At 35.7% G+C, this 25,393-nt stretch carries 18 protein-coding genes; 3 read left to right on the top strand and 15 right to left on the bottom strand.

Annotation, left to right across the window (positions count from 1 at the left end):
* Positions 1-3: 3 nt before the first annotated feature.
* The 13 genes from KO505_RS12060 to tssB form a co-directional block, all read right to left on the bottom strand.
* Positions 4-2,856 (bottom strand): type VI secretion system Vgr family protein, encoded by a 2,853-nt coding sequence (locus KO505_RS12060; protein WP_216055698.1) that lies wholly within the window; start codon positions 2,854-2,856, stop codon positions 4-6.
* A gap of 7 nt (positions 2,857-2,863) precedes the next feature.
* Entirely contained in the window at positions 2,864-3,871 is a 1,008-nt protein-coding gene (gene tssG / locus KO505_RS12055; RefSeq protein ID WP_216055697.1) for a type VI secretion system baseplate subunit TssG, read from the bottom strand.
* Entirely contained in the window at positions 3,835-5,562 is a 1,728-nt protein-coding gene (gene tssF / locus KO505_RS12050) for a type VI secretion system baseplate subunit TssF (protein WP_216055696.1), read from the bottom strand. The genes tssG and tssF overlap by 37 nt, the downstream gene beginning before the upstream one ends.
* 8 nt (positions 5,563-5,570) lie before the next feature.
* Positions 5,571-5,993: a type VI secretion system baseplate subunit TssE gene (gene tssE, locus KO505_RS12045; RefSeq protein ID WP_216055695.1), complete on the bottom strand. Its 423-nt coding sequence runs from the start codon at positions 5,991-5,993 to the stop codon at positions 5,571-5,573.
* Positions 5,994-5,998: 5 nt separating this feature from the next.
* Positions 5,999-6,487 carry a type VI secretion system tube protein TssD gene (tssD, locus tag KO505_RS12040; protein WP_216055694.1) on the bottom strand — a complete coding sequence of 163 codons (489 nt, stop codon included), beginning with the start codon at positions 6,485-6,487 and terminating at the stop codon, positions 5,999-6,001.
* A gap of 18 nt (positions 6,488-6,505) precedes the next feature.
* Positions 6,506-8,239, bottom strand: a complete 1,734-nt coding sequence (tssC, locus tag KO505_RS12035; RefSeq protein WP_216055693.1) for a type VI secretion system contractile sheath large subunit — start codon at positions 8,237-8,239, stop codon at positions 6,506-6,508.
* Complete coding sequence (locus KO505_RS12030; protein WP_216055692.1) at positions 8,239-11,730, bottom strand: type VI secretion protein IcmF/TssM N-terminal domain-containing protein; 3,492 nt, start codon at positions 11,728-11,730, stop codon at positions 8,239-8,241. The genes tssC (KO505_RS12035) and KO505_RS12030 overlap by 1 nt, the downstream gene beginning before the upstream one ends.
* Before the next feature lie 38 nt (positions 11,731-11,768).
* Complete coding sequence (locus KO505_RS12025; protein ID WP_216055691.1) at positions 11,769-12,431, bottom strand: DotU family type IV/VI secretion system protein; 663 nt, start codon at positions 12,429-12,431, stop codon at positions 11,769-11,771.
* A gap of 9 nt (positions 12,432-12,440) precedes the next feature.
* Positions 12,441-13,832, bottom strand: a complete 1,392-nt coding sequence (gene tssK, locus KO505_RS12020; RefSeq protein ID WP_216055690.1) for a type VI secretion system baseplate subunit TssK — start codon at positions 13,830-13,832, stop codon at positions 12,441-12,443.
* A gap of 49 nt (positions 13,833-13,881) precedes the next feature.
* Positions 13,882-14,577, bottom strand: a complete 696-nt coding sequence (locus KO505_RS12015; RefSeq protein ID WP_216055689.1) for a type VI secretion lipoprotein TssJ — start codon at positions 14,575-14,577, stop codon at positions 13,882-13,884.
* A gap of 64 nt (positions 14,578-14,641) precedes the next feature.
* Positions 14,642-15,187, bottom strand: a complete 546-nt coding sequence (tssD, locus tag KO505_RS12010; RefSeq protein ID WP_216055688.1) for a type VI secretion system tube protein TssD — start codon at positions 15,185-15,187, stop codon at positions 14,642-14,644.
* A 67-nt stretch (positions 15,188-15,254) separates the two neighbouring features.
* On the bottom strand, positions 15,255-16,709 hold the full coding sequence (tssC, locus tag KO505_RS12005; protein ID WP_216055687.1) for a type VI secretion system contractile sheath large subunit: 1,455 nt from the start codon (positions 16,707-16,709) through the stop codon (positions 15,255-15,257).
* 28 nt (positions 16,710-16,737) lie between these two features.
* Positions 16,738-17,226, bottom strand: coding sequence for a type VI secretion system contractile sheath small subunit (gene tssB, locus KO505_RS12000; protein WP_216055686.1), 489 nt, complete (start codon positions 17,224-17,226; stop codon positions 16,738-16,740).
* A gap of 649 nt (positions 17,227-17,875) precedes the next feature.
* Here tssB and KO505_RS11995 point away from each other — a divergent pair.
* The gene (locus KO505_RS11995) at positions 17,876-19,156 is read left to right on the top strand and encodes an SPOR domain-containing protein (RefSeq protein WP_216055685.1); all 1,281 of its coding nucleotides are present in this window, start codon (positions 17,876-17,878) and stop codon (positions 19,154-19,156) included.
* Between the two features lie 50 nt (positions 19,157-19,206).
* Here the strand turns inward: KO505_RS11995 and KO505_RS11990 are convergent, their stop codons facing one another.
* On the bottom strand, positions 19,207-21,744 hold the full coding sequence (locus KO505_RS11990; RefSeq protein WP_216055684.1) for an EAL domain-containing protein: 2,538 nt from the start codon (positions 21,742-21,744) through the stop codon (positions 19,207-19,209).
* A 159-nt stretch (positions 21,745-21,903) separates the two neighbouring features.
* Here KO505_RS11990 and KO505_RS11985 point away from each other — a divergent pair, with 159 nt between their 5' ends.
* Together KO505_RS11985 and KO505_RS11980 are read left to right on the top strand one after the other, a co-directional pair.
* Positions 21,904-22,317 carry a hypothetical protein gene (locus tag KO505_RS11985; protein ID WP_216055683.1) on the top strand — a complete coding sequence of 138 codons (414 nt, stop codon included), beginning with the start codon at positions 21,904-21,906 and terminating at the stop codon, positions 22,315-22,317.
* Between the two features lie 11 nt (positions 22,318-22,328).
* Positions 22,329-22,778 carry a YchJ family protein gene (locus tag KO505_RS11980; protein ID WP_216055682.1) on the top strand — a complete coding sequence of 150 codons (450 nt, stop codon included), beginning with the start codon at positions 22,329-22,331 and terminating at the stop codon, positions 22,776-22,778.
* A gap of 117 nt (positions 22,779-22,895) precedes the next feature.
* On the opposite strand, the gene ppsA is transcribed toward KO505_RS11980, so the two are convergent.
* On the bottom strand, positions 22,896-25,292 hold the full coding sequence (gene ppsA / locus KO505_RS11975) for a phosphoenolpyruvate synthase (RefSeq protein WP_371819996.1): 2,397 nt from the start codon (positions 25,290-25,292) through the stop codon (positions 22,896-22,898).
* Positions 25,293-25,393 lie beyond the last annotated feature (101 nt).

Raw genomic sequence — 25,393 nt, 5'->3', positions numbered from 1 at the left:
TAGTTACGCCATCATCTGAATGCCGCCAGTGGTTAATGAAACCCCTGCAGTTTGTAAATTATTTGCAACCGCTCTTAATTTACTTACACCAGTTACAATATTATTCACTTCTCCGGTCACGGTATTAACATGTGTTTTCATAGTCGCCATTGATGTTTGTAACTCAGTTAGTTTTGCTTCCACATCAAGTCCAAAAACCGTTGTCATAGGACCAATTGAGCCCTCAAAACCAGCTGAAATACAAAAACTAGATTTTAAACCCAAGAACATTTCATTTGCTGCACCAACTTGAATTTCACTAGATCCCGCTAAAGCCATCGAACTTGTAGCACCTAATAGAAATTCACTTGATGCTCCCATAAACATGTCATTGGTAGCCCCGTGATGTGTGCTATGACAACTGCCTCTAACATGAGAGATGGAGTGACCATGAATTTCTTCATGTTGATCTCCATAGGTATGGCTTTCTTGATTACCAACATAAACTTCTAACGTTTTGCCATTGGTATAACTATAACTATCACCAATGGTTTTCTCAGCGCTCGTCGTCCCAGCAACTAGCCCTTTAACTAACTCACCGTTAATAGTGCCGTATTTAGGCCCGCCTGGTGAAGCTTTGTCGTGTGCATGAGAAGCATTAATGGTTTCTGTATTAGATTTGATTAAGTTTTCTGTATAGCCATTTCCAAAATTGTAATCAGCCGGATCTGAACACCAATCAAAACGTCTACCATGATGGTACGTATATTCATCACCCCATTTTTGTTCTACCATTTGTTCGCCTGGGTCGATAACGCGAGTATCATCTCCCCAATCATATCCATCTGCAGTTGGGCCTGTTGAACCTCTGGCATTGCTAAATACAGGGATATCAAAATACTCTCTTTTATCACCAGTACGGTCCATGCCATCTTCATTTACATGAAATTCATCCCAACTATTACCGAAATCATAGACGTTATCCGCACCATAGATATATTCATTACCTGCGGTCCATTTATAAACATCACCAATTCGACGTTCGAACAAGTACTTACCTTCAAGTTCGTCTTCTAATGTAAACTCGGTTTTACCTGCACTAGGGTTTTGTCCATCGGACTCTTTTTTCCAAAAAGTAAAAACGTCCTGTTCATTTATAACATCAGTTGTCGTTTCACCTATTTCTCCCGTTTCAGGATCTGATCTATCTGGAATAGTTGCATCGTCACCATTAGCATTCTCGTAACTTGCACCGGAGGCCGCTACAAATAATTGTTGCCCACCTATGACTTCTTTACGTTCCATGCCTTTGGTCATCAGTACAAAACCATCACCAGGATGATTAGGTGAACCTAAATGCATATAGGTTTTATCATCACCAGTCTGCAATTTAATTCTATTTTTGCCTTCCTGATCTTCTAGTTCAATTTTATTGCCTGAACTGGTACGTATTACACTATTAGTTTGGTTATCACTTGTCGTGACACTAGGCTGTGAAGCATTTGGTATTGAACCTGAAATAATTGGTCGGTCAGGATCACCGCCAACAAAAGTTAATAGTACTTCGGCGCCTTTATGAAGTGGGAAACTCATGCCCTGATTTTCACCACTAAACGGTTGACTCATGCGGATCCAATGTGACGCTTTTCCACCATCACGATCAACACGATCAAATGGTAAAGTAACTCGGTACCTACCTTCTTCATCTAACTCTGCATATTGGCCATCTCCTTCAGCGTCGATAAAGGCGTTTAACGTGCCATGAATCTCAGGTTTAGCGGTTAACTGTTCAGGTCGGTATTGAGTGGTACTTGAAATAGCACTAAATTGATTATTGTAAATAGTGGCTGGAGCTGAGCCTGAATCACTTGAATCTAATACACTAGGGTCACTGCCTTCATGATTGATACTTAACAACAAATACTCTTGATTACATGCCGCTCTGAAATGTTGATTTAATTTAAAGTTATAACCAGCAAGTAAACGAATAACCGAGCTTTCACCATGATAGGTTTTCTTACCTGCTAAGATCTCTTCCGCTCTAATATCTGCTAATAATTTGCCTTCATCGGGTGTTTCAATATTTTGTCCCCAAACATAGACTTCACTATTAGGATTTGCATCAGGATCTATGATTGCTTCACCTTTAATGTCTACAGACGGTTTATCATCGTTATAATCTTTTACTAAAACGCGATGCGGAACGCGTTTCTGCTGACTGACAAAGCTATGAACATTATTCTCTAAACTATTGATCTCCAGTGATGCTGAAGGGCTATATAGGATATCGGGTATTGAAATTGTTTCTTGTGCATTTAACGTATCGCAAAACACCAGTTTTTCACCCGAATCGCCTTCTGCAAAGTAATAATAAATTCCATCTCTTTCCATTAGCCGTGAAATAAAATCTAAATGGTTTTCTCCATATTGGCATTTGTATGGCCATTTTTTATACGTTCCTTGCAGACCTGATATGTCGTAGTCTAGGTTAGTAAACCCGGCTTCTTTAAGTACTGTTTCAATGATTTCAGGGACGGTTTGGTCTAAATAAATTTCGTTAGTGTGATAAAGCGATAATTCCCATAACCTTGGCACTAACTTAGCTTTATATATGGTTTTATTATTGATTTGTTTTACCGCTTCAAAGTGGGAAACGATACCTTGAATATTGCGGCTGTCTGCGCCTAGTTTAATGATCAAACTAGCTGGTGATTCTAATATCACATCACTGTCTAAGTCGGCGTTATCTGATATCAACTCTATTGCAAACTCATAGAGTCGAGAAATACCTTCATCACCTGTAAAATTAACGACTTTAACTTTATCTGTTTCAGATAGTTGTGGGTGGCTAAATGTAAATTGAATAGAATTAGTCATAATTTACCTACTGTAAACGTAATGTACTATAAAGAATGTCAGAATCAGGATTGGCAATGTCTAATGGTTTATTATCCAATAACCAAGTGTCGTAGCCTAATTGACACCACTTTGTATCGCCCAAAGCGACTCCTTGAGCCGCCCTTGCGATTAATGCAATTTTAATATCGACTTCTAAAGGTGTATTTAAATATGTTTTGATCAATTGCAACATCATATTCCACTGTGTTTTATCGTTGACCAACTTATCAAATTGATCTTGGGAAAGCGGTCCTAAATGAATAATAATTTTTGCTTTTCTGTCTGTTAACTTATTACCAAGCAAGGCGTTTTCCCCTAACAAACAAGCATTGTTACCTAAACTACTTTGATGTTTTGTTGGTATGCTCACACTTCGTTCAACACATTGTTCAACAATAACGGAAATGTTATTCAGGAAACCTTCTAATAACACCTGCAAGCCTTCAGCTGAGCGCTGACTACTACTTAATAAGCCAAGATATGATATTAACTGGTTCGCATCCGGGTGTGCTTGCTGTAATTGACTGTCCCTACTCCCTGTAAAGGTATGTAGTAACTGGCTAAATATGCTTTGTTGTTGCTCAACAACAGAGGTAATGATGTTGTATTTGTTTTGTGCTTCGCCATATAGTTGATACAAACGTTGGTGAATAACATCTAAAAATGTTCTAGCGCTAGTTTGATCTTCTTGTTCTAACTCAATCAGTTCATCGGTATAAAAGTTAGGTAACGGTGAAGATGCGCCATATAAGCCCATAAAATTAGTTATAACATCAAACACACCGTCTTCTGTTTTCGTCACTGAAACAATTTGAGATCGGTTTAAAGACATTGATAATTCCGGACGAATACGGATCATCATTGATGGATCTTGGCCTTTATCTATTACAATACTATGCAATAGTGTGATCAGTTTATTAAATGTATAAGCTGATCCATCTCTAAGAATATCTTGTTCTATTGAAGCGGTCTGTTGCCGATCTTGGCTGGCCATAACTGACGCTCCCCACTAAAATAGTCTTCGAATGTTAATTCAGTATAAACATTGATCGTTGTGGTGCCAGATAGAAACCTATCTAACACGCTACCAAATAAATATTTATCACCAATACATTCAAAGTTTTCTGATTTAATTATTATTTTTATATTTTGACCATGGATAAAATTATTCGCAAATAGGCTTTCCCCAGCGACAACTTCCAACTTATCAATAGATTCAATTTTTTTCTCGTTAACTAACTTATCACTTTTATGTCTGTCATCTGGGGCGATATATTGACGTAAAATCGCTTTAAGTGTGTCACTGTCTGTAATAGACAAGTAATTCAACGATAAGTGTGAAATCAATTGCCAAAGCATATCGCCATCTAGTGGTATTTTTCTCGCTTTTGTTGGTGTAGTGACATTCCTAAACGTAGTTAATTCTGGCGTATTACCTGTGGCAACACATATATCACCTGGACTTAATTTTTCAGCGGCTTGGCCATTACTACAGGTAAGTTGAGCTTTGAGAATTTCATTCTTACTGATCTGTTGTTCTTGTCCAAATGCCAATTTTATAAAGGTATCCGGCGCATAAGCCGTTGAGCTTTGTTGGTAATTTAATTCATAAACTGAGGTATTCCCGTCCGGCTTAGTGAAACCACCAAATAGAATATATTGTCTAGATTCTTGCATTCCTCGAGCATGACTTTCAACGTGATCAACTGAGTAAATTTGAATTTCACCACCATCACTGCCTTTATTAGGAAGTAGCTGATATTCACTATGTTGTGCATTAATCAAGATAGATTGAGATTCTAAGTCGAATAAATTCACCGCGGGAGAAGCATGTAATACAAAGTGTTCTCTAGTTATCTTAGGCATCCTAAAATTAGGCTTATCACATATAAATTGAATTTCGAATTTGTCTCCCGCTCCACGGCTAACCCAATTGGTTAGATCCAAATCAATAAACAGAAACTTCTGTGGAAATAAGAAATATTGTTGAATTAAATCAAATGCAGGCATCATCCCTTTGGGTTGCGGGAATAAACTTTGTGACTTATCAAAACCCGTTGGGCTTATATCAGTTTTATTTAAGTAACTTTCACCATTGGCAACCACTTTGATTTGTTGAAGTTGGTTAAATAATAAAGAATATAGGTCGCTAGCATCGCTATACTCACCACCTAAAAATAAACGGATTTTATTAAATGGTAACTGATCTAATGTTTGATTGATTAAAGTGAAACCAAGATTGATAACAACACCGGAGTTACCATTTTGATCTAATTGAGAAACTGACGTTAATTTTAATGGTAACAAATCAATAGATTCAGTGGTTTTAAAACGACAACTGCCCTCGGCTGTCTCTTTAGAATCTATATATGTACCGGCTTTAATCTTTAATTCTTTGGCAATACTTGGTTTTGGTTCAAATGCAATAATTGTCGCACTTGGCATAGGTCGTATATATTGAGGGCATACTAATTGTGCCAAACTATGCAATAGCTTAGGGAATTGACTATCTAGCTCTTGGCGAATGTTAGCTGTTAAAAAGGCCACCCCTTCTAGAATTCTGCTCGCATCCGGATCTGCTGTCGCGCCTGATAATGACTTACTAAGTGACGGATTGTCACGGGCAAAGTCGGCAGCAATATCTTTTAGAACTCTGAGTTCTTGTTTGTAATAATCAGTTAGCACAATATGACCTACTCAATCGGATCGAATAAAAAGCTGCCGTTTGTTAACAGCGTGCCGGAAAACGTTAAATTTTGATGTTCATTATTAGTTTCAACTAAGCCTGATATAACAAACGCCATTGATAAATTATCTGAGTTGCTTAGCGTTAATTTTACTTTTGGTTTAATCAACCTTGGTTCATAACTATTAATTAATGCTAATACGACTTGAGCAATTAATTCCCCATTTGGCGCTTGACCATTACCAGGTCCAATCGAAAAATCAGGTACTCCATAATCGTTATCGATTAAAACACTACCCTGTTTGGTGTTTAATAAACCACTTAGGTGTTTTTGAACAGATTTTCGAACGCGTAAACTCAACGATTGCCGAATTTGTTCTTCCGCTAAATCTAATTCACTCAGTCTGTCCATTAACCTTAAATTTTGCATGATGTTTACTCAGTCCCCTTTGAACTGACTTCATATTCAACATCACCTTCACTACCCCAACTCCACAATATTTTTTCGTAACTTAACACCACATCTTCCATCAATCTGTATTGCTCTTCCTGTGTTTCAAAAAAGTGTGGAGTCCAACTTGTAATTTTAGTAATCAAGGCATTTTTTAATACAATTTTGTACGCTAATTCTCTAGTGCCACTTTGTGTATGTTGGTAATAAGCAATACTAACTTCAGATAAGACTTCGCGAGTACAAAGGGCTTGAGCTAGTTTTGGTGTACTCTTATCAATAATTTTATTTATTTTTATACCGCCATGGATCGGTTGCCCTGCACTCAATTGTGTTTTTGATCCAGATGGTATTTCAACTTGATGGTCAAGTTTTAATATTTCGATATCATCTAGATTATCTTCATGAGTCGATCCACCTTGAATAACACCTTGTTCTGTTCCAGTTATGGATAAAAAACCAAGCATGGTCATGTCTATATCCTCTTAAAATTAATCAGTGGAAAAATTTAATGTTAATACAAAGTCGTTGCCTAAATACTTCATATGCGGCACAACACTAAGGCTCATTTGCGGTATCTCATCTACCCCTTTACCTGTAATTACAATTTCTGCTTTTTTTAGAGGCTTTCTTGAGCGAACGCTAGCTGCAGGGTTCTCCACATCGGAAGTAAATCGCCTTAACCAACGATTTAACTCGGTTTGCAATTCACTAATACTATCTAACGAGCCTATTTGTTCTCTTTGCACAACCTTCAAATAATGTGCAATACGTGAAATTATAAATAAATACGGTAATTGAGCTTCAACTTGCCCATTTAATTTTTCAGCTGTTGTTCTGGTCGTTGGTATCGACAATGATCCCCAACGCAGTGATCCTGCAGTATTAAAAAATATTTCGTTTTGACGTTTATTTACGGCTAAAGGTAACAGCCCTAAATTACTTAATTGATTTAATTTTGTTTCTGAAAATACACATTCGATTGGAAAGTCTGGAATTCTATTTGTTGAATCTGATAAGTATTCAACCGAAACTGCGCCGCCTACCGGACCACATAAGTCAGTGCAAACGTTATATTTAGCAAAACTGTTGACCAAACATTGTGCATAAGCAAAAGATGCGTTGCCTAACAACACATTATTACTGCCTCTCACATTCTCTCGATAAGGCATTCCACCCAATACACCAGCAGGATAGTTATACCCTTTACGTAAATTTATACTAGGTAACACTAAACCAATGTAAGAAGAAGTTACATCTTGTTGAAAATTGCGCCATTTTATATATTTAGATGAACTATATAACTCAGACAAATCACTCAAAGACGCAAGTTGGTCAAAGGTTTCACAACCCATGAACTTAGCAGAAAGGCCTGCTATAAATGGCACATGTGCGGCATGACAAACATTAGCAATATTCTTTAATAGTGCTAAATCTTGTGCCCCATTAGCAAATTCATAATCTGCAATAATAGCCGTGTAGGGATGGCCGCCGTATTGAGCGTATTCTTGGAAATAAACGATATCAAATAAGATACTCTCACGGATGTCTCTATTGGCATAAAAATCTTCGTCCAAATGTTGTTGGCTAATATCTAGGATTTCAAAATGGGTATTTTTAATCTCTTTAGCGCTATTTAATAGTTGCTTTAAATTACGCCAAATGGATTCAAGTTTTTGAAATTTAGAATGGTGAAGAACAATATCTAACATTTCATACAGATGTTCGTTTACATCGCATAATATAAACGGTAACTCAGCAATAGTGATGCTGTCAGGCTGAACATTACACTGTTTTAACAACTGTTTTTGGGCTTCGCTAAAGTAAATCCCATCCAGATTGTTTTTATTCAGAATAACCTGAAGATCAACCATTAAATCCTTATGTGCCTTCAAGTAAGGCACGGAATTAACCAGCTCAAATGCTTCGAAATCAGCCATTGATTTTAAGTTAACATCTACATCAATATAACTGATGTTTTCATCAATATCGGAAACGGCCATTTCTAACTGAATGGTCAAGCTTTGCGAAGCAAAGAACTGATTAAAAGTATCAAACGAGACTCTCGAAGGTTTTAATAAATGGGTGTCACCATCTTGATTAGATTGTGTAAAGTCACCCAATATCAACATTTTAAATGGCAACTCAATTTCAGCATTGTCATCAACGGTTTGATAACTAAAACTGAGTTTGTCCCATTTAGGTTGATTAAATAAATCGTTCATTAGTTTTTTGCAGCAGATAATGTTGCAACATTACCTTCCCAGCAACTCGATATCTTACGAGGAATCGATAGTTTTTTACTATTTAATGAACGTAATAACTCTTCTTGACCAGACATACGATATTTAACATCAATAAAACTAATTCCCGATTCTCTTAAGCTTTGAGCATATTCAGGGAAATCATTGGCTGTATAACGTTTTTGTCCTGTTTTAAAAGCTTTTAGGAAATTAGGGAAACCTAATGCCCCTTCAAATTTTTTCTCTAAGACAAAACGTCCAACGTTTATGGTTAAATTGACCGTGCTACATGCATCTGTCCATTTAAAGACTTCACTGTTGAAGAAGTTTTTGTTTATTAACATCATAGGACCAGCAGCACATTGCAACTCTAATCTAGTTTCAGATACAGAGAATTTGCTATCCAAGTTTGTACTAGTTGGTATCGCATCTAAGCGAACTAAGTACTCTTCTTGCTTCGATTGTTTGCCGTCTTTTGCTCTTGCAGCAAATGTTAAGAAGTCACTATTAATAGGATACGTTGTTTTATCTACTTTAGTTGCAACATAACCTGCACCAAAGCGCTCAGTAACAAACGGTGCTAATTGGTCGGATAACATCGTCCATAAAATACCATCGGGACCAAATGCCATATTAGGTACTTTATAAGTAGGGACACCCTCTAAGTTTGTTAAAAACTCATCATTCCAAATATTCTGTATCTCACATGAAGACTCAGAAATCATATATTGTTGCATCAAATCAATAGCGCCAGAATATAAATTCCAGAACGCTTTATTAGTATTACTTTCTTTGCCAACAATAGCTTGAAGTTGTTTTAAACTAGCATAAGACATAGCTAGTGGACTTTCACCTTCAGCTGGATTATCTGGGTATTGATATAAGGTTGCCACAGCTGCATGGGAGACAGAACGCATTTCAGCACTGTAAACAAAGTCAGCTAAAGATTGACGATATTCACCAAGAAGTTGACCTGCAGCTTCCAATTGCATTTGACGTTCATCAGGTGATGGGCCAGAAGCACCTTTTGCCATTTTCTTCTGGGTTTTTAAGCCTTTCTTACCGGACTTAGCTAATGCTTTACCTAGCGGTCCTGCTTTACCAACAATTTTAAGTGCCATTTTGGTAAGCATTTTGTTTTGAGCACCATCTGTTTTTTCTTCTGGTGCGAACGCTCTCATATCCTGATAGAACATTACCATAGTGACCCAATCTGGTAATTCTGCGTCATCTTTGTATGGTTGAATTTGCTTTTCGACTGTATTTAAAGCATTAAAATATATGTTTCGGCCAGTCGATAAATTATTGATAACGTTCAGCCATTCATCTCTGTTGCTTAACTTCTCACTACCTCGTGAAAAGTTAAGCGCAAATTTTTCCCACTCACCCAAATAGCGCTTTTTATACTCTTCTTCAAATCCAGGTAAGATATTGTCAAGGATCTCATCGTAACGACCAGTTGCTTTGATTTGACCGATAAAATCATCAATAACGGCTTTTCCTTCAATTGTATAAGCACCGTTGATAATGACATCGTTTTTCATTTTCCCTGTGGTATTGGTCCAGAAGTCAGAGATCCTAACTTCATTGCTTTTAGCGACTTCATTCGCCCACGGGATCATCCAATTACTTAAGTTTTTACTTTTAATTAAAATGTCATGTAATTGTTCATTTAACAAAACCACTTCTTGTTTTAACAAGTTTTTATCGGTGATCCACGCTAATGATTGAAGGTAAAGAGTGTTTAATCGATCTACGGTTGCATCTTCATTTATACCAAAAAAGCTTGCATCACTATAACTATATGGAGAAGGCATAGTTTCTAAATAATCTTGCCCCTGACCATCCATGTAAGCGTCAATAATATTAATACGACGGACGAGTGTGCTAATAAATGAAACAATTTTCTCTTCTGATATATCCGCATCACGTGTAAAGCTATTTGCTAATTCCCTGCTAAAAACTAAATCAGTTTGCTCAACTAACCGCGCTTGAACACGTTCAGAGAACATACCTTCTAATTTAGTGATAAATTCAGGCTTGCCAGAAATTCCAAACCATGGGATCCAAGAATGGTTTTGCAACACATTAACCATATCTCTGTATTGGTACAAACTGCTTATATTCCTAGGTAAATTATTTGAATTTTCAAAACTACCTGCGTTTTCATTTATCAATTGATCTAATGTTTCAACATCATTGTCATAACCCACATACAACAAGCCTATCATCACAGCAAACACTGCATTCCAAGCGAATGTTTTACCTAAACGTTGTTTTTGAGCAATTTTTTCTGTTGACGCTAACGAACTAACCATGTTTCGTTCACTTGGAATAATCTCAGTGAAGAAACGATTTGAAAAAATACCTGAATGGTTATTTTGTTGAACCCCCGCTTTGGCTTGACCAACAAAATAGATACCTCTGAAGAAAGGTGTTTTTTGGTATGGATTGGTTTGAAATAACGTTTCTGTGAATGTAGATAGATGACGCTCAAGTTGTTCAAAATTTGTCGGTAACATCAATAAATTAGAACTGACTTTTTCATTTTTAATTGAAGCTAGTAATAATTGTTTTAACCTTTCCGAAATATTACCTACTGCGGTTTTAATAAACTCAGAAACTGGCAAGCTATCATTGTTAACTTCACCTAATGGATCTTTTAGCAGTTGTTCGTCTAGGTCAATGCTCCACTCATTTATACCTGGTAATGCATCTAAATTAGTGATCATTACATATACAGGGACTTGTACATGTAACTGTTGCATAAGTTGTTCTATGTTTTTACGAGATTGAATTCCCACCTCGATTAATTTTTGGCTATTGCCTGAAATTAAGTCGGTAATCGATAATGAAACAATAACACCATTAATCGGCTCTTTTGCCCTATGTTTCTTTAATAATCCTAACAGTTGTAACCAATCTGAGTTTCTATTGTTTGAGTCCTGACTTGCTAAATAATCTCCAGGAGTATCAATAACAATACCTTGGTTATATAAAACCCAGTTAATGCCACAATCCAGATCAGTAACAGAGTCTTTATCTATAGTCGGAGAAGGAAGATTAGCAGACTCCAACGCTTGTGTTTTACCGCTACTAGAATTCCCTATCATCAAATACCAAGGCAACACATACATAGGATCGCCATGAACTTTTAAATAACTTTTCTTTAGCATTTTTATCATACTAGTAAAATTATTTTTAAGTGGCGATATCCCCATTGAAAAGCCAAAGTTCCAAGATGATTTCTCTGCTTGCTCTACATTTACTAAGTTCTCGACTTTCTTTTTTGACCGATAGTTAATGACTATTTTTCTTATTAATAGAAAAGCTAACCAACCTACAAATAAGAATACAAAGATCTTAATACCTAGATCTAGTTCAAAGCCAGCCATTACTGTTCCGCCAATAACTGCAACAGCAATTAACAACCAAACAAATAAAATTAGTAGAAATTTAAGGAATTTTTTCACAATATTTTCTTTTTTTATTAATTATTATTGAATTTCTGTTACACAGAAATAACTAAAAAACTTGCTAAATCAAGTATTTGCTTCTTGAACATAAAAAAACAAATGACTAAAACTAAAATAGGACCGCCATATAAAAGGCTAGAAAAATTCTTTGCTACCTTAACCTTCCCAGCTACGGTTTTACGGGCAAAAGCACTCGGAAATAATGATTCACTGGATATCGCTTCGTCGTCATTTAGTAACTGATAATTATCATGTTTTATAATATCCAAAGCGGATTGAGCGCCTTCACCGTAAAACTTGCCTGAGAAACCGATAGACATACAATAAAAATATACTTCTCTTATATCCCTTTCGGCTGGGTTAAATGGATTTAATTGATCTAACTTATTAAAAAATTCAATCCCCGCATTAGACGTATCAAAATAACGTTTTTGTAATAAGGATTTAACCCATTCCTTGCGACCATGCCAATTTGCACTCACAAGTTTTTCATCTATCAGTGCAATCGCCGCATATAACGCAATTTGGTATTGTTTTTCAGAATACCCACCATCAAATGCTCTTGCTTTAAGACTATCAATCTGGCTTATAATATGACTTTGAACCGTTGCAAACTCGATTGTTTCGCCTTTTTCACTATCGGCAATCATGTCCAAAGTGTAGGCAAAACTAGGTGCAAAACAATCAATTAAACGCATAGTAACTCCCTACCCTCTGACTAAAACAGTTTCAACATTTAAATCTTCAGGCGCATCGTCCCACTGAAGTGAAAGTTTTCCTTCCTCTTCAACTAATTTCCATTTTTCACTGTTTCTACTAATGGTAAAATAGGTCACTTTTGAACGACGCTCTAGGCCAGTCGGTTGTTCACTGAGGTGTTCAAATGGTATTCCTGGAATGGCTCTTTCTACATAAATATCAACTTGACTATTTGAACCCAACTTAGCGAATCGGTTAAATGAAGTGATAAATTCACTAAATGGAGTGGCTGTTTCAAGCACTATGTACATACTGTGTTGTTTAGCGAAGAAATCATTTGGTAATTGGCAACTAAATCTACCCGCTTCATCCTTGGTAAATTTAACTAATAATTCTGGACTTACTGTTAGTTCATCAAGCAAGGTTATGGCTATATTTTTTGCTAATGAAAAACTGTTACCTAAATTTTTATGCTGGTACTTTGGTAAATCGACTCCGGTCTCAAAAGTCTCACCGAGTAAGTTTACCTTGTCTGAAAATGTACTCAATTCACCAACAAGCGATCTGATTAATCCATAAATTTCTAATGGATGTACCACACTATTTTCAAGATGGTGATTTAACATAGGCGCGTACCTAGCTATTACACGTAATGCTGCTCTGTAACGTTCTGCAACAGGATTAAATTCTGCAGCTCGTGACGTTGGATTACTTTTATAATTTTCTAATTGTTTAGAACGACCGACTAATTCGTCTCTAATGTCTTTTACAGTAGACATTAAAATAGATGAACCACGCATTGATATACTTGGAGGAATAAACGAACTGCTAAAGTGCGCTTCATCTTCATGCTGTTCTATTACAGCAATTGGAATCGTAACGAAATTATTCGATGAAGAAACTTCTTCATTAAACAATACAGTAACCGCATATTTCATGGTTTTTAGATGACTAGAGACTTTACCCTGATGTAAATCATGGAATTCTTCACCTTCGACTAAGGAGACAAAGCGAGTCGTTATATTGGGATTACTGTCATAATTTGTGACAACCGTAACATTGCTTTGATCATCGGCTAATTTAGCTAAGCCTAAATACACTTCCAATGGTTTAGTTCTATCTATCCAAACACTATCAAAGTTTCTAGAAATAATATGGGCATTTTCAGGTATGTTAGTGAATGTTCCGTCTTCAAAGATAATTTCAGCACCTTTGATTGAAAACTGTCCTCGATTTAATGCGGCATCATCAAGTTGTAACGAAGACACTCCCCAAGGATATGAGCTAGATTGTGCCATATATTGCACGATACTTTGCTGCATATGAAGCGAGTTATACTGAAAGTGCTGAGGCTGTAGGAACAAGCCTTGATGCCAAAGAAGCGGTTTATTAAAATTCACCTGATTACCCTATACAATGTAATTTAATTTTTGGTATTTTTCATTTGCTCTACTGAGCTATCATTCTTAAACGAGATATTTTTGTTACACCAAGATCTACCCAAGCTTTTATCCTTGCAGCTTCTGTTACTGATGGTTCAGCAAAAGGATTTAGGTCACTAAAAGTAAAGTTTTCAGTTGCGAATCTATTTTTTACTGCAGGAACTTCAAATATTCTGATATTTTCACCGGACTTCATAGCGAAATAGCCAGTCACAATTGCAATGAATCGAGTTTCTTTAAACCTATCAACCACCAGAGTTTCAACATCGTTTGGTGAAATTGTTAATTCATTAATAGCAACAATACTTGGATCAATTTTTCCTGACGATAACAATTCTCGATTACCAGCAGGTGTTTTAATAATATCTTTAAAAAACTTAAGATCGGTTAACTGATAAACCTTTAAATACAAACTATGAGGTTTACCCAAATGTAAGTTCAAATGTTGAGGTGATTCGAATCTAAATACAAACGACTGATTTTCAAAACCCCAGTTAGCAAACTCTGCTAACGCTGGTTCACCATCTCTATAAATCCATTTATTTTTTGAGTCTTTCCAAATCCAATCATTTTCAGATTTATTGGAATCATCAATCGTAATTGGAGGAACATCTTCAATCGTACCCTTCCATTCAGTTAGCTGTGTTGCACAACCAGATAAAGCGAGCAAAATAATTATTAAACTCGAAACACGTAAATCCATACTATTTAATCACCAAGGGTAGAGAAAAACGCACTTAATAATTTAAGTGCGTTTATTTTTTGATTTAGTCGTCAAATGCAACTAATTCAACATTTTCACCATTTGCAGATGAATCAACACATTCTGTACCACAAACATCATGTTTCCAGGCAACTGCGTTAAAACTGAATTGTAGAGTTTCCGTTGCCATGTAGTGATCGTTTGCAGGATCCATTGCATTTGGAGAGACAGTTTCGATACTGATCAATTTAGCTTCAGCCATCTTTAATTGAAAATAGCGTACAGGTTCACCACCACTGGTTTCATCTGGAGAACGGTAAAATTCAACATGAATGTTAAGGTCGGTAGGTTGAGATAAAAGCTGGGCTAAAATTGGACTGCTTTTATCAATTAATTTTGTAAATTCTAGATATTCATGACGTCTTACACCAGTAACCTGGCCATTACGTCTATCGATTGGCAATATGCTTTTTTGGGCAAAAGCCTGAGCAAATATTTTATCAACATGCTCTTCTTTATAATAAGAACCGATACTTTCTTTAGAAGAAGCACCTTCAGTTAAGTTATTACCTTCAGCGTCTTCAATTGTAATAAAAATTTCATTTGGCATTAGAATATTCCTTATTTATTTAAATGTACTTTAATTAATAATGCCTAGCATTCACTAGGCATTAGTATTAATTGCGATCCAGCATTCCACTAAGTGAAAGTGTAAAATTAGCACCCATGAATTTAAAGTGTGGAGTCACACTTAAAGAAACTGTGTACCAACCAGCCTCACCTTTAACTTCAGACACCGTTAGTTCTGCATTTCTTAACGGTCTGGCACTTCTTGTTGCCGGTGATGGATTCTCTTGGTCAGCCACATAACGGCGTAACCATTTGTTAAGTTCTGTTTGTAAGTCAGCTCTTGTTTTCCAACTGCCTAAATTTTCGCGTTGTAAAACTTTTATATAATGAGCTAAACGGCAAACAATAAATAAATAAGGTAACTGAGTACCAAGTTTATAATTTAATTCAGCTAATTGACCTTCTTCATCATTACCAAACTTAATCGCTTTTTGAACAGCATTGGATGAGAAAAATACGGCATGATCTCCACCTTTACGAAGTGTCAGTGGAATAAAACCTAACTCAGCTAATTCATATTCTTTACGATCTGAAATAACGACTTCAACAGGACCGCGTATTTCATCCGACCCATCAACATCAACTACGTCGATAGCTAAGTCTTCAACTGCACCACCAGATTGTGGACCTATAATATTAGGACACCATCTAAATTCAGCAAAACTAGCCACTAAACGACTCGCATACGCATATGCTGCGTTACCCCATAAGTAATCACCTTTTTCGGTAATTGTCTCTTTATAGTTAAAGTTACGAACTATCGCATCTTCACCATACGTTGGACGTAACATAAATTTAGGTAGCGTTAATCCAACATATCGAGCATCGTCAGTTTCTCTAAATGAGCGCCATTTAGTATAAGGTGCACCATCAAAGATTGATTCCAATTCTTTAAGAGAAGGTAATTCACTGTAATCGTCAATACCAAAAAATTCATTACTCGCTGATGCAATAAACGGAGCGTGAGTCATCGCCGAAACTGCGCTTAAATTTTTGAGCAAGTCGATATCTGTGCCTTTTTGATTAAACGAATAATCACCAATGATTACACCAAATGGTTCACCACCAAATTGTCCATATTCATCGGTATATACACGTCGATATAAACCCGTTTGTGTTATTTCTGGCGCATCTTCAAAATCTTCAGCTAAATCATCTTTTGTAGCGTTAAGGATTTGAACTTTAATATTTTGAGAGAAATCAGTGCGGTTAACGAGGAAATTTAAACTTGCCCAAGGTTTTTCTAACTCTTGGAATGTTTCATTGTGTAAAATCGCATCCATTTGAGCACTTAGACGAAGATCTAATTCTTCAATCAACTGGTCAACAAACGACTTGTCAACTCTAACTGTTGCTTGGTCACGGTCTAAAACTTCTTTTAATAATACTTCTACGCCTTGTTTTACAACAGGATAGCTTTCGTCACTTTGGGAAATTTTTGTGAAACCTAAGATTTCATCAACCAACGTCCCTTCTATAACTTCTTCTTTTGTGGTTACCATATCTATACCTTTAGAGTGAAATCTAGATTTATGCGTCTGGATTAATTTCTTGAATTAATCGACCTCTAATAGATTCGTCAGAAATCATTGACTGTATGCTCTTACGCATACTAGGTACATTTCCTAACGGTCCTTTTAATGCTTTTAATGCTGTACGTAATTCAATAACTTTCTTTAATTCAGGAATGCTATTTACTAATTGATCTGGGGATAGGTCTTTGAGGTTTTTAGGATTAAGTTTTATTTCAAATTCTTCAGCATCGTCAGTGAGATGATTAGGTACCGTGAATTCAGCACTTAGGTCCATTGAGGACATCACTTCATCAAAGTTATTTTTGTTCACATTGATGATGTCTCTGTCTTCCATAATTCGGTCGTCTGGTTTAGTCGTAAAATCACCTAATACTAAGACTTTCATTGGTAATTCAATGGAAGCAGTTGCATCCCCAACGGCCGGTTTATAGGAAATATTAACACGTTCTTTAGGGGCGACTGATCCCCCTTTACTTTTACTCATGATTACTCCGTTAACTTAAAGCTTATATGTTTAAAATATATTCATTATGATTTGACAACTAAATTCACTACTAATCTTAATATTGAGCAAAAAAGTCATCGGACAATCAATGAGTCAAATGTATGATTCGTCAACTAAAGAGAAGTTAAAATACGTACATCATATAAAAATCTTTATATCTAGGTTCAAAAATACGCCTCTAAATATATAAAGTGGTAAAAATCTAGCCTATATTTTTACTTAGGTAAAGGCCTCATTTTGGTTAGTTTTTAATTATATTTTGTTTAAAAAAAAAACTAATGGTTATATACAAACTCCTAACCTAATTTGACCACTTGTTCAAAATACGTACAAGTCATATAGGGTAAGCGTTAGACAGTTTTTTATTTCTGATCGTCGTCTCAGTCTGACTATCAAAAACCCAGCAAAAATATTGTTAAATAGCGAGGTCTTACCAGATAGGTAATTGCTATTATTAAATTAATCGATTTATTTCAAACAATTTATATTCAATTTTGACGCTAAACTTGACTGGTTATTGATATACCTCACTATTAAAGCGGTGCAAAAACAATTACACTAAAATCGTAAATTGTTTCACTGTATTGTTGCTGTTTAGTTTTAACAGGTATTTTTGCTAAGGGATCACATGGCTAAATTAAAAACTATTTTTATTACTCTATTAACTTCACCACTTATATTTTCAACGTTTGCTATTTGTGCAGAAAATGAAGATATGGAAGTCACTGAATTAATAAAAAGCCCCTTTAGTTTTCAACTTAGTGGATTATATTCTGATCACTTCTCAAGTTCAGGCGCTAAAATGGAACTGGGTTATAAACCTAGTACAGAAAGTGGTTTCATTATAAATGTAGGCTTAGATCATTTATCCGACTTAAGTTATGAGTTAAATAATGTTGATTTTAAACATGACTTTACTAATTTACGTTGGTCAACAGGATATAAATTTGAATTGACCAATGAATTTAGTATTACTCCAAGCATTGGGTTGGCCGTAAATGCTGTAGAGGTTAAACAAATTTCCTTAGACTCAGGTACCACACAAGGTTATAGCAACCTGACATTTGCATATGATGTATCAGATTCATTTAGTATTGTACTTGAAGGAAGTTATGATTTTGGTTCAAATGTGTTAACCGATTCTAGCTCTGTAGGTTTAGGGTTTAAATACACTCCAAGTCATCGAGCTCCTGTATCCACTTTTAAAAATGAAAGTGCTGACCCAATACAAACGGTAAGTACAACACTTGATACCGATTTAACCAGTGATGTTAAAACCGATTCACCGTTAATTGAAGACACACTTCCTATCACCACTGCGCCGAGTTTATTAGCCAGCTCTGTAACTGGTGTAATTGACGATACTTTAATCAATAGTCAAGTTGAAGAACTAGCGCCTGAAGAAAGTAGCATGCTTGTACAAGATACATTTGAAGATATGCCCTTTACTATTCAGATTGGTGTATTTAAGAACATAAATTCCGTAAATCTATATCTAAAACAAAATAATATTGCAGAAGATCAGACATATACAAGGGAAATAAACGGCTTAATCAAAATCTATTATCAAGGATTTGAAACTAAATCATCTGCGTCTGTATCGTTAAGAAAACTGAAGGGAATGGGAGTGGATGGATTTATCGTCAATACCCCAGTTAAACAAACAACCACTAAATTTGTGAGTATGGGTAGCTTTTACGCCGTTCAATTAGGTAGTTTTAGTACATTAAGTTCAGCTGACCCAATCATCACTAAATTACAAAGTTTAGATAAACAAACGTTTATAAAACAATCCGGTGAATTGATGAAATTATATACGGGTAAATTTCAAGAAAAAGCCAATGCAGAAACTGAATTGGCACAACTGAAAGAAAATGAAATTAACGGATTTGTCACTAAGCTAAACTAATAACATTTAAAACAGACGGCTCTGTTATGAGTCGTCTTCCCTTCTAAAACTCAACTGAAACTGTTCTTGATGGATTCCTCATCCAACCATTCAACATATGCTTCAAATGGCAAAGGTTTGGAAATATGGTAACCTTGGGCCCATTCACAGTTCAACGACTTTAACAGAGTCAATGTCTTCTGATCTTCAACCCCTTCAGCGACCACTTCTAACCCAAGACTTTTAGCCATTTTTATAGTTGCGGACACAATTGTAAAATCTTTGTCCGATTGATCTAAATTCTTAATGAATTCTCTGTCTATTTTTAGTTTGTCAAAAGGATGTTTACTGACATACGTTAACGAAGAGTAACCGGTGCCAAAGTCGTCGATGGCTAGGCAAAAACCTATGTCTTTTAATTCAAGCATGTTTCGTGTGAATTTTTTTGTATCTGTCACTGACACCGTTTCCGTCAGTTCTAATACAAACATATCAGCGCGTAATTGATACCTTTCTATGGTTCTTATTAAATAAGAAATAAAGCCATTATGCATTACGTCATGAACCGACATATTGACCGATACAATATGATTGTCGATACCTAATTTCATCAGCTCAACTAGGTGCTCACAACTTTTATTAAATACCCATTCGCTTAGCTTATTAATGATCCCTGTATCTTCTGCAATTCTTACAAACTCATCAGGAGGTATGAAGCCATAATTAGGATGACTCCAGCGTAATAGCACTTCACTGCCGACAACCATACCTGTTGAAGTAGAAGTCTGAGGTTGATGGTAAAGCTGCAATGACCCCGCTTCAATCGCCGTTTGTAAATCTGACGCTAACATAACTTTTCTTTGATCATTATTATTTACATGATCATTATAAATACCGTGCAAATTACCATTTTCAATGGCTAATTCGATAGCTTGCTGCGCTTTATTAACAAGCTCATTGGTATTATTAATTCTACTGGTATAAGTAGAAGCCCCTATTAAACATTTAATATTCAACGACAATTCACCACTGTTGTAGGTAATTGGTTGTTGAGCGGCAAACTGACTCATAACATTATTAAGTAAATGTTCATCATTACTTGATACTAAAAATGCAAAGACACCTTCACGGATCATTGCCATTTTCATATACTGAGAGTCTTTATCTATGTCGATTAATAACAGTTCATTGCTTAATTCAGTTTCAACATCACTGACAAATTGATAAACAATTGATTTTAAGCTTTCTTTAGGTAAATAAGGCACTATCGATTCATATTTTGAAATAGATACGATCATTATTGAAAAAGAAGGTTCATTTGATTTCTCAGTTAATCCTTTAACGGCTACTTCTAGTGAATTACTATTAGCAAAACCAAATAAGTGATCGTGAGATGCTTGATACAATCTATCATTTTCACTGGTTCTTAACCTATGCGCTAATGCCATAGCCATAAAGGTTATTTCAAAAACAACGCCCAGCAAAAGCGCATGTCGAGACCAAAAACTGTATTCAAGATTTCCAGTTAGTAATAAAGGGCCTACTGCCGTTCCGACAAGAAGCGGAAGCCAAGAAAAAATATAAAAATTGGCCCATTTAACTCCTTCTTTTAATCTTGTATACATCATAGTTACAGCTAAACCATAGAGTAATATCTGTAAACTGAAAAATATTTGTGCAGCTATATATTCCACAACAAATATTGATATCACAGAGAGTACTAGGTATGAATAACTAAGATAGTTGACATAACGTGTGACCTTTCGCTCTGGTTCTTCATTAAACTTCAAGTAATGAGAAGCAAACATCAAAGTAAAGTAACCTAAAAGGTAGTTCATGGAGATAATATTTTTGGAGAAAAAGTCGAATAATGGCAGTGACATGATGTAGACACCATAGCCATGAACGGTAGCCAGTTCGATTAAAAATATAGCGATATAACCGATATAAAGAACATACAACTTTTCTCTGGTGCCAATAAATAAAATTAAGTTATACACTGACATGACTGCAACAATACCAATAAATGCCCCCCATAAAAGGTAAACGGCATCTTTATATCGATAAAAGTTTTCACTGTCATATATAGAAATAGGTACATTAGCTGCACCCGTTGTTGTTGTGTAAATTAAAAACGAGGTTTGTTGCCCGGCATCTAATTCAACATTAAAATTGGGAAGTGCTATATCTAAAATTATATTGTCTAGGTTACTGTCACCTAAAGACCTTACTAACTTGTATTCCCCCTCTTTTAATTGATGAACATTAATAATATCAATCATAGGATTATCTAAGAATACAATTAATTCTCTAGATTGATTTAACACATTTTTTATATCAATTTGATACCAAAATCCTATTTCACCAAAGCTAACCTTCGCTTTGTTTAATGGTAATTCGTCAAAGTCATTTAATTTATCGACAACATCATTTAGGGATAATTGGTTGGTTTTATCTGTGTAGAACTTATGCCTGATGTCTATGCTGATATCATCTTCACTTAGTGCAAGTTTACTGATGTCAGTAAAGGAGTTTCCTATTCCAAACAGGAACAACAAGATTGGGAATAAAATGAACAAAACTAACATCCATTTATTATATTTGCTCATTGGTTAAACGTACTCCAACCTAAATTATTAATATAAACATATTCTTAGTATAGCAAATATGCAATTTTAATATTAATTAAGCTGTAAAAAAAGTGTTGTGTTTTACTACTGGATAAACTACTGTATATAAAACCACTGTTAACAAACACAGGAATAATGATGGGTATATTTAATACAGAGTCTAAACATTTAGTAGAAACCATACTTTTAAACACCCCTTCTGAAGATGATTTAAATTCTCACTTTGAATTAATTAAAATCATTAAACGTTATGAATATTGTTGTGGTTGGACCCTATTAATAGCGCCTGATCATTTACCTAAAAAAGATATTTTAACCCATCATAATATTAATTTAGATAAAGTACTGATCGTTCATAAAAAACATTGTACAGATATACTTTTCACTGCATATCAAGGTCTAAGAAATGAAAATTGTTCAGCGTTAGTGATCTGGGATGGTTTAATTAACCAAAGTGAATATGCTCTATTAAACGCAAAAGCAAAATCAGTAAATACCGCACTTTACTTACTTAATAAAAACACTCATGATCAAGCCATTGTTCATCATTAAAATTTGTCATTATGCTGTGTTATTGTAAGTCTGGGGATAGCTACTCTGATTGTTGTGAACCTATAGTAAAAGAAGAAAAATCGGCATCTGATTTTGAACAATTAATGCGTTCGCGTTATTCAGCGTTTGCTATTGGTAACACTAGCTATTTAATTAAAACAAGTTCTGACCGATTATTAACCACTTTTTCTGAACAAGACTTAATTGAAACCTGTTCCACATGTCAATTTGTACATTTGGATGTGGTAGATTTTAAAGATGATACTGTTGAGTTTATTGCTCATTTATTGATAAATGATGAATATCATAAAATACATGAACGTTCGACGTTTATTAATGATAATAATAAGCTGAAATACGACACAGGCCTGTTATTTGAAACTCCAATAATAAAGTTAAAAAGAAATGATAACTGCCCTTGTCAGTCGGGTAAAAAATACAAAAAATGTCATATGGATTAATTTCATTTTCCCTTCCTACTTTCACAATGTTCAGTTCATTATCAGTTAAGCAAAAAAAACACGATGTAATTCACTCACACCGTGCTTCCTAAAACGTTAACTAACAACTCAAATAGGTTAGTTAACTTTTTGTTGTTCCGCTAGATATAACCAGGTTTCAAGTACTGTATCAGGGTTTAACGATACAGAATCAATGCCTTGTTCAACTAGCCATTCGGCGAAATCTTCATGATCAGATGGACCTTGACCACATATGCCAACGTACTTACCTTTTTCTTTACACGTTTTGATTGCCATTGCAAGTAACATCTTAATGGCTTCATCACGTTCATCGAATAAGTGTGCTATTAAACCAGAATCTCTATCCAAACCAAGCGTTAGCTGAGTTAAGTCATTCGACCCAATTGAAAAGCCGTCAAAGTACTCCAAAAATTGATCTGCTAACAATGCATTAGATGGCAATTCGCACATCATAATTACACGTAAACCATTGTCACCACGTTTTAAACCATGCTCAGTTAACAATTCACTGACTTTTTTGGCTTCACCTACGGTTCTAACAAATGGGATCATCACTTCTACGTTAGTGAATCCCATGTCGTTACGTACGCGTTTTAACGCTTCACATTCCAATGCAAAACACTCTCTGAAGTCATCAGAAATATAACGTGCGGCACCACGATACCCAATCATTGGGTTTTCTTCTTCTGGTTCGTACTGCTCACCACCAACCAAATTGGCATATTCATTAGATTTAAAATCAGACATTCTTACGATTACTTTTTCTGGATAGAAGGCTGAAGCTAAAGTAGCAACACCTTCTTTGATTTTATTAATATAAAATTCAACCGGAGACTCATAACCTGCAATTAACTCATCAATTTCTTCTTTAAGGTCTGCATCTTGTTTTTCATAATTTATTAATGCTTTTGGATGAACACCTATCATTCTATTAATAATAAATTCAAGTCGCGCTAAACCAACTCCAGCGTGTGGTAAACGTGCAAAATCAAAGGCTCTATCTGGGTTACCAACATTCATCATGACTTTAATTGGTAAGTCAGGCATCTCATCGACTTTGGATGTCACTACATCAAATGGCAAAATTTCACTATAAATAAAGCCGGTATCACCTTCAGCACAAGATACCGTTAATTGATCACCTGTTGTTAATGTCTCTGTTGCATTACCACAACCAACAACGGCTGGAATACCTAACTCACGCGCTATAATAGCTGCATGACATGTACGACCGCCTCGATTGGTAACGATAGCTGAAGCTCGTTTCATGATTGGTTCCCAATCAGGATCCGTCATGTCAGTCACTAATACATCGCCAGGTAAAATTTTGTCCATTTCAGCAATTGAATTTAAGACTTTAGCCGTACCTGAACCTACTTTGTGACCAATAGCACGACCTTCACAGATAACGGTACCACGTTGTTGTAATTGGAATGTTTCTATGACATTCGTTTCTTCATTGCTACGTACTGTTTCAGGTCTTGCTTGAACTATATATAACTGACCATCTAAGCCATCTTTAGCCCACTCAATGTCCATTGGGCGACCATAATGTTTCTCGATGATCACTGCTTGTTTAGCCAGTTCCATCACCTCATCTTCGGTTAATGAGAACTGATTACGTTTAGCCACATCAACATCTTCAATTTTGACTTGTTTACCATGACCTTGGTCTTCAGAGTAGGTCATTTGAATTGCTTTGCTTCCCATGGTTTTACGTACAACGGCAGGTCTATTTGCTGCTAAAGTTGGCTTATGCACATAAAACTCATCTGGATTAACTGCGCCCTGAACGACCATTTCACCTAAACCATAAGCAGAAGTGACAAATACAACATCTTCAAAACCAGATTCAGTATCAATTGAGAATAAAACACCTGAAGATGCTAAATCAGAACGTACCATACGTTGTACGCCCGCAGATAAAGCCACACCTTTATGGTCATAACCTTGATGGACACGGTATGAAATGGCTCGGTCATTAAATAACGATGCATAAACGTGTTTCACTGCCACTTTAATTGCATCTAATCCTTTAACATTTAAAAACGTTTCTTGTTGACCGGCAAATGATGCATCAGGCATATCTTCTGCAGTAGCAGATGAACGAACAGCAAAAGAGGCTTGTTCGCCTAATTCACCAGCAAGCTGAGTGTAAGATTCGGATATAGCTTGCTCTATATTGTCTGTAAACGGAGTTTCGATTATCCAGTTGCGGATTTGCTCACCAATTTTTGCAAGCTCATTAACATCTTCTACATCTAGAGTGTCCAACACATCATGAATACGTTTTTCTAATCCACTCTGCTCTAAAAATTCATTAAAAGCATAAGACGTTGTTGCAAATCCACCCGGTACTTTTACTCCCGCATTAGCCAAATTGCTGATCATCTCGCCTAACGACGCATTTTTACCACCAACTTGATTTACATCGTTCATTCCTAATTGCTGATACCAAATCACATATTGTTGGGCCGTTTGTTGATTTTGCACTAGGCTGTCTCCAAGATTTTAGTTGCGTTAAAATTAGTGTTCTGTATTTTGTATTATTACAAGGTCACTTACAAAGAAACTGCATTCTACACCGAGTTTTT

Origin of the sequence: Psychrosphaera sp. F3M07 (assembly GCF_018860345.1) — a bacterium.
GTDB lineage: Bacteria > Pseudomonadota > Gammaproteobacteria > Enterobacterales > Alteromonadaceae > Psychrosphaera > Psychrosphaera aquimarina.
Note: the sequence above shows the minus strand (reverse complement) of the source record. Positions and strands in the feature narration are given on the sequence as shown.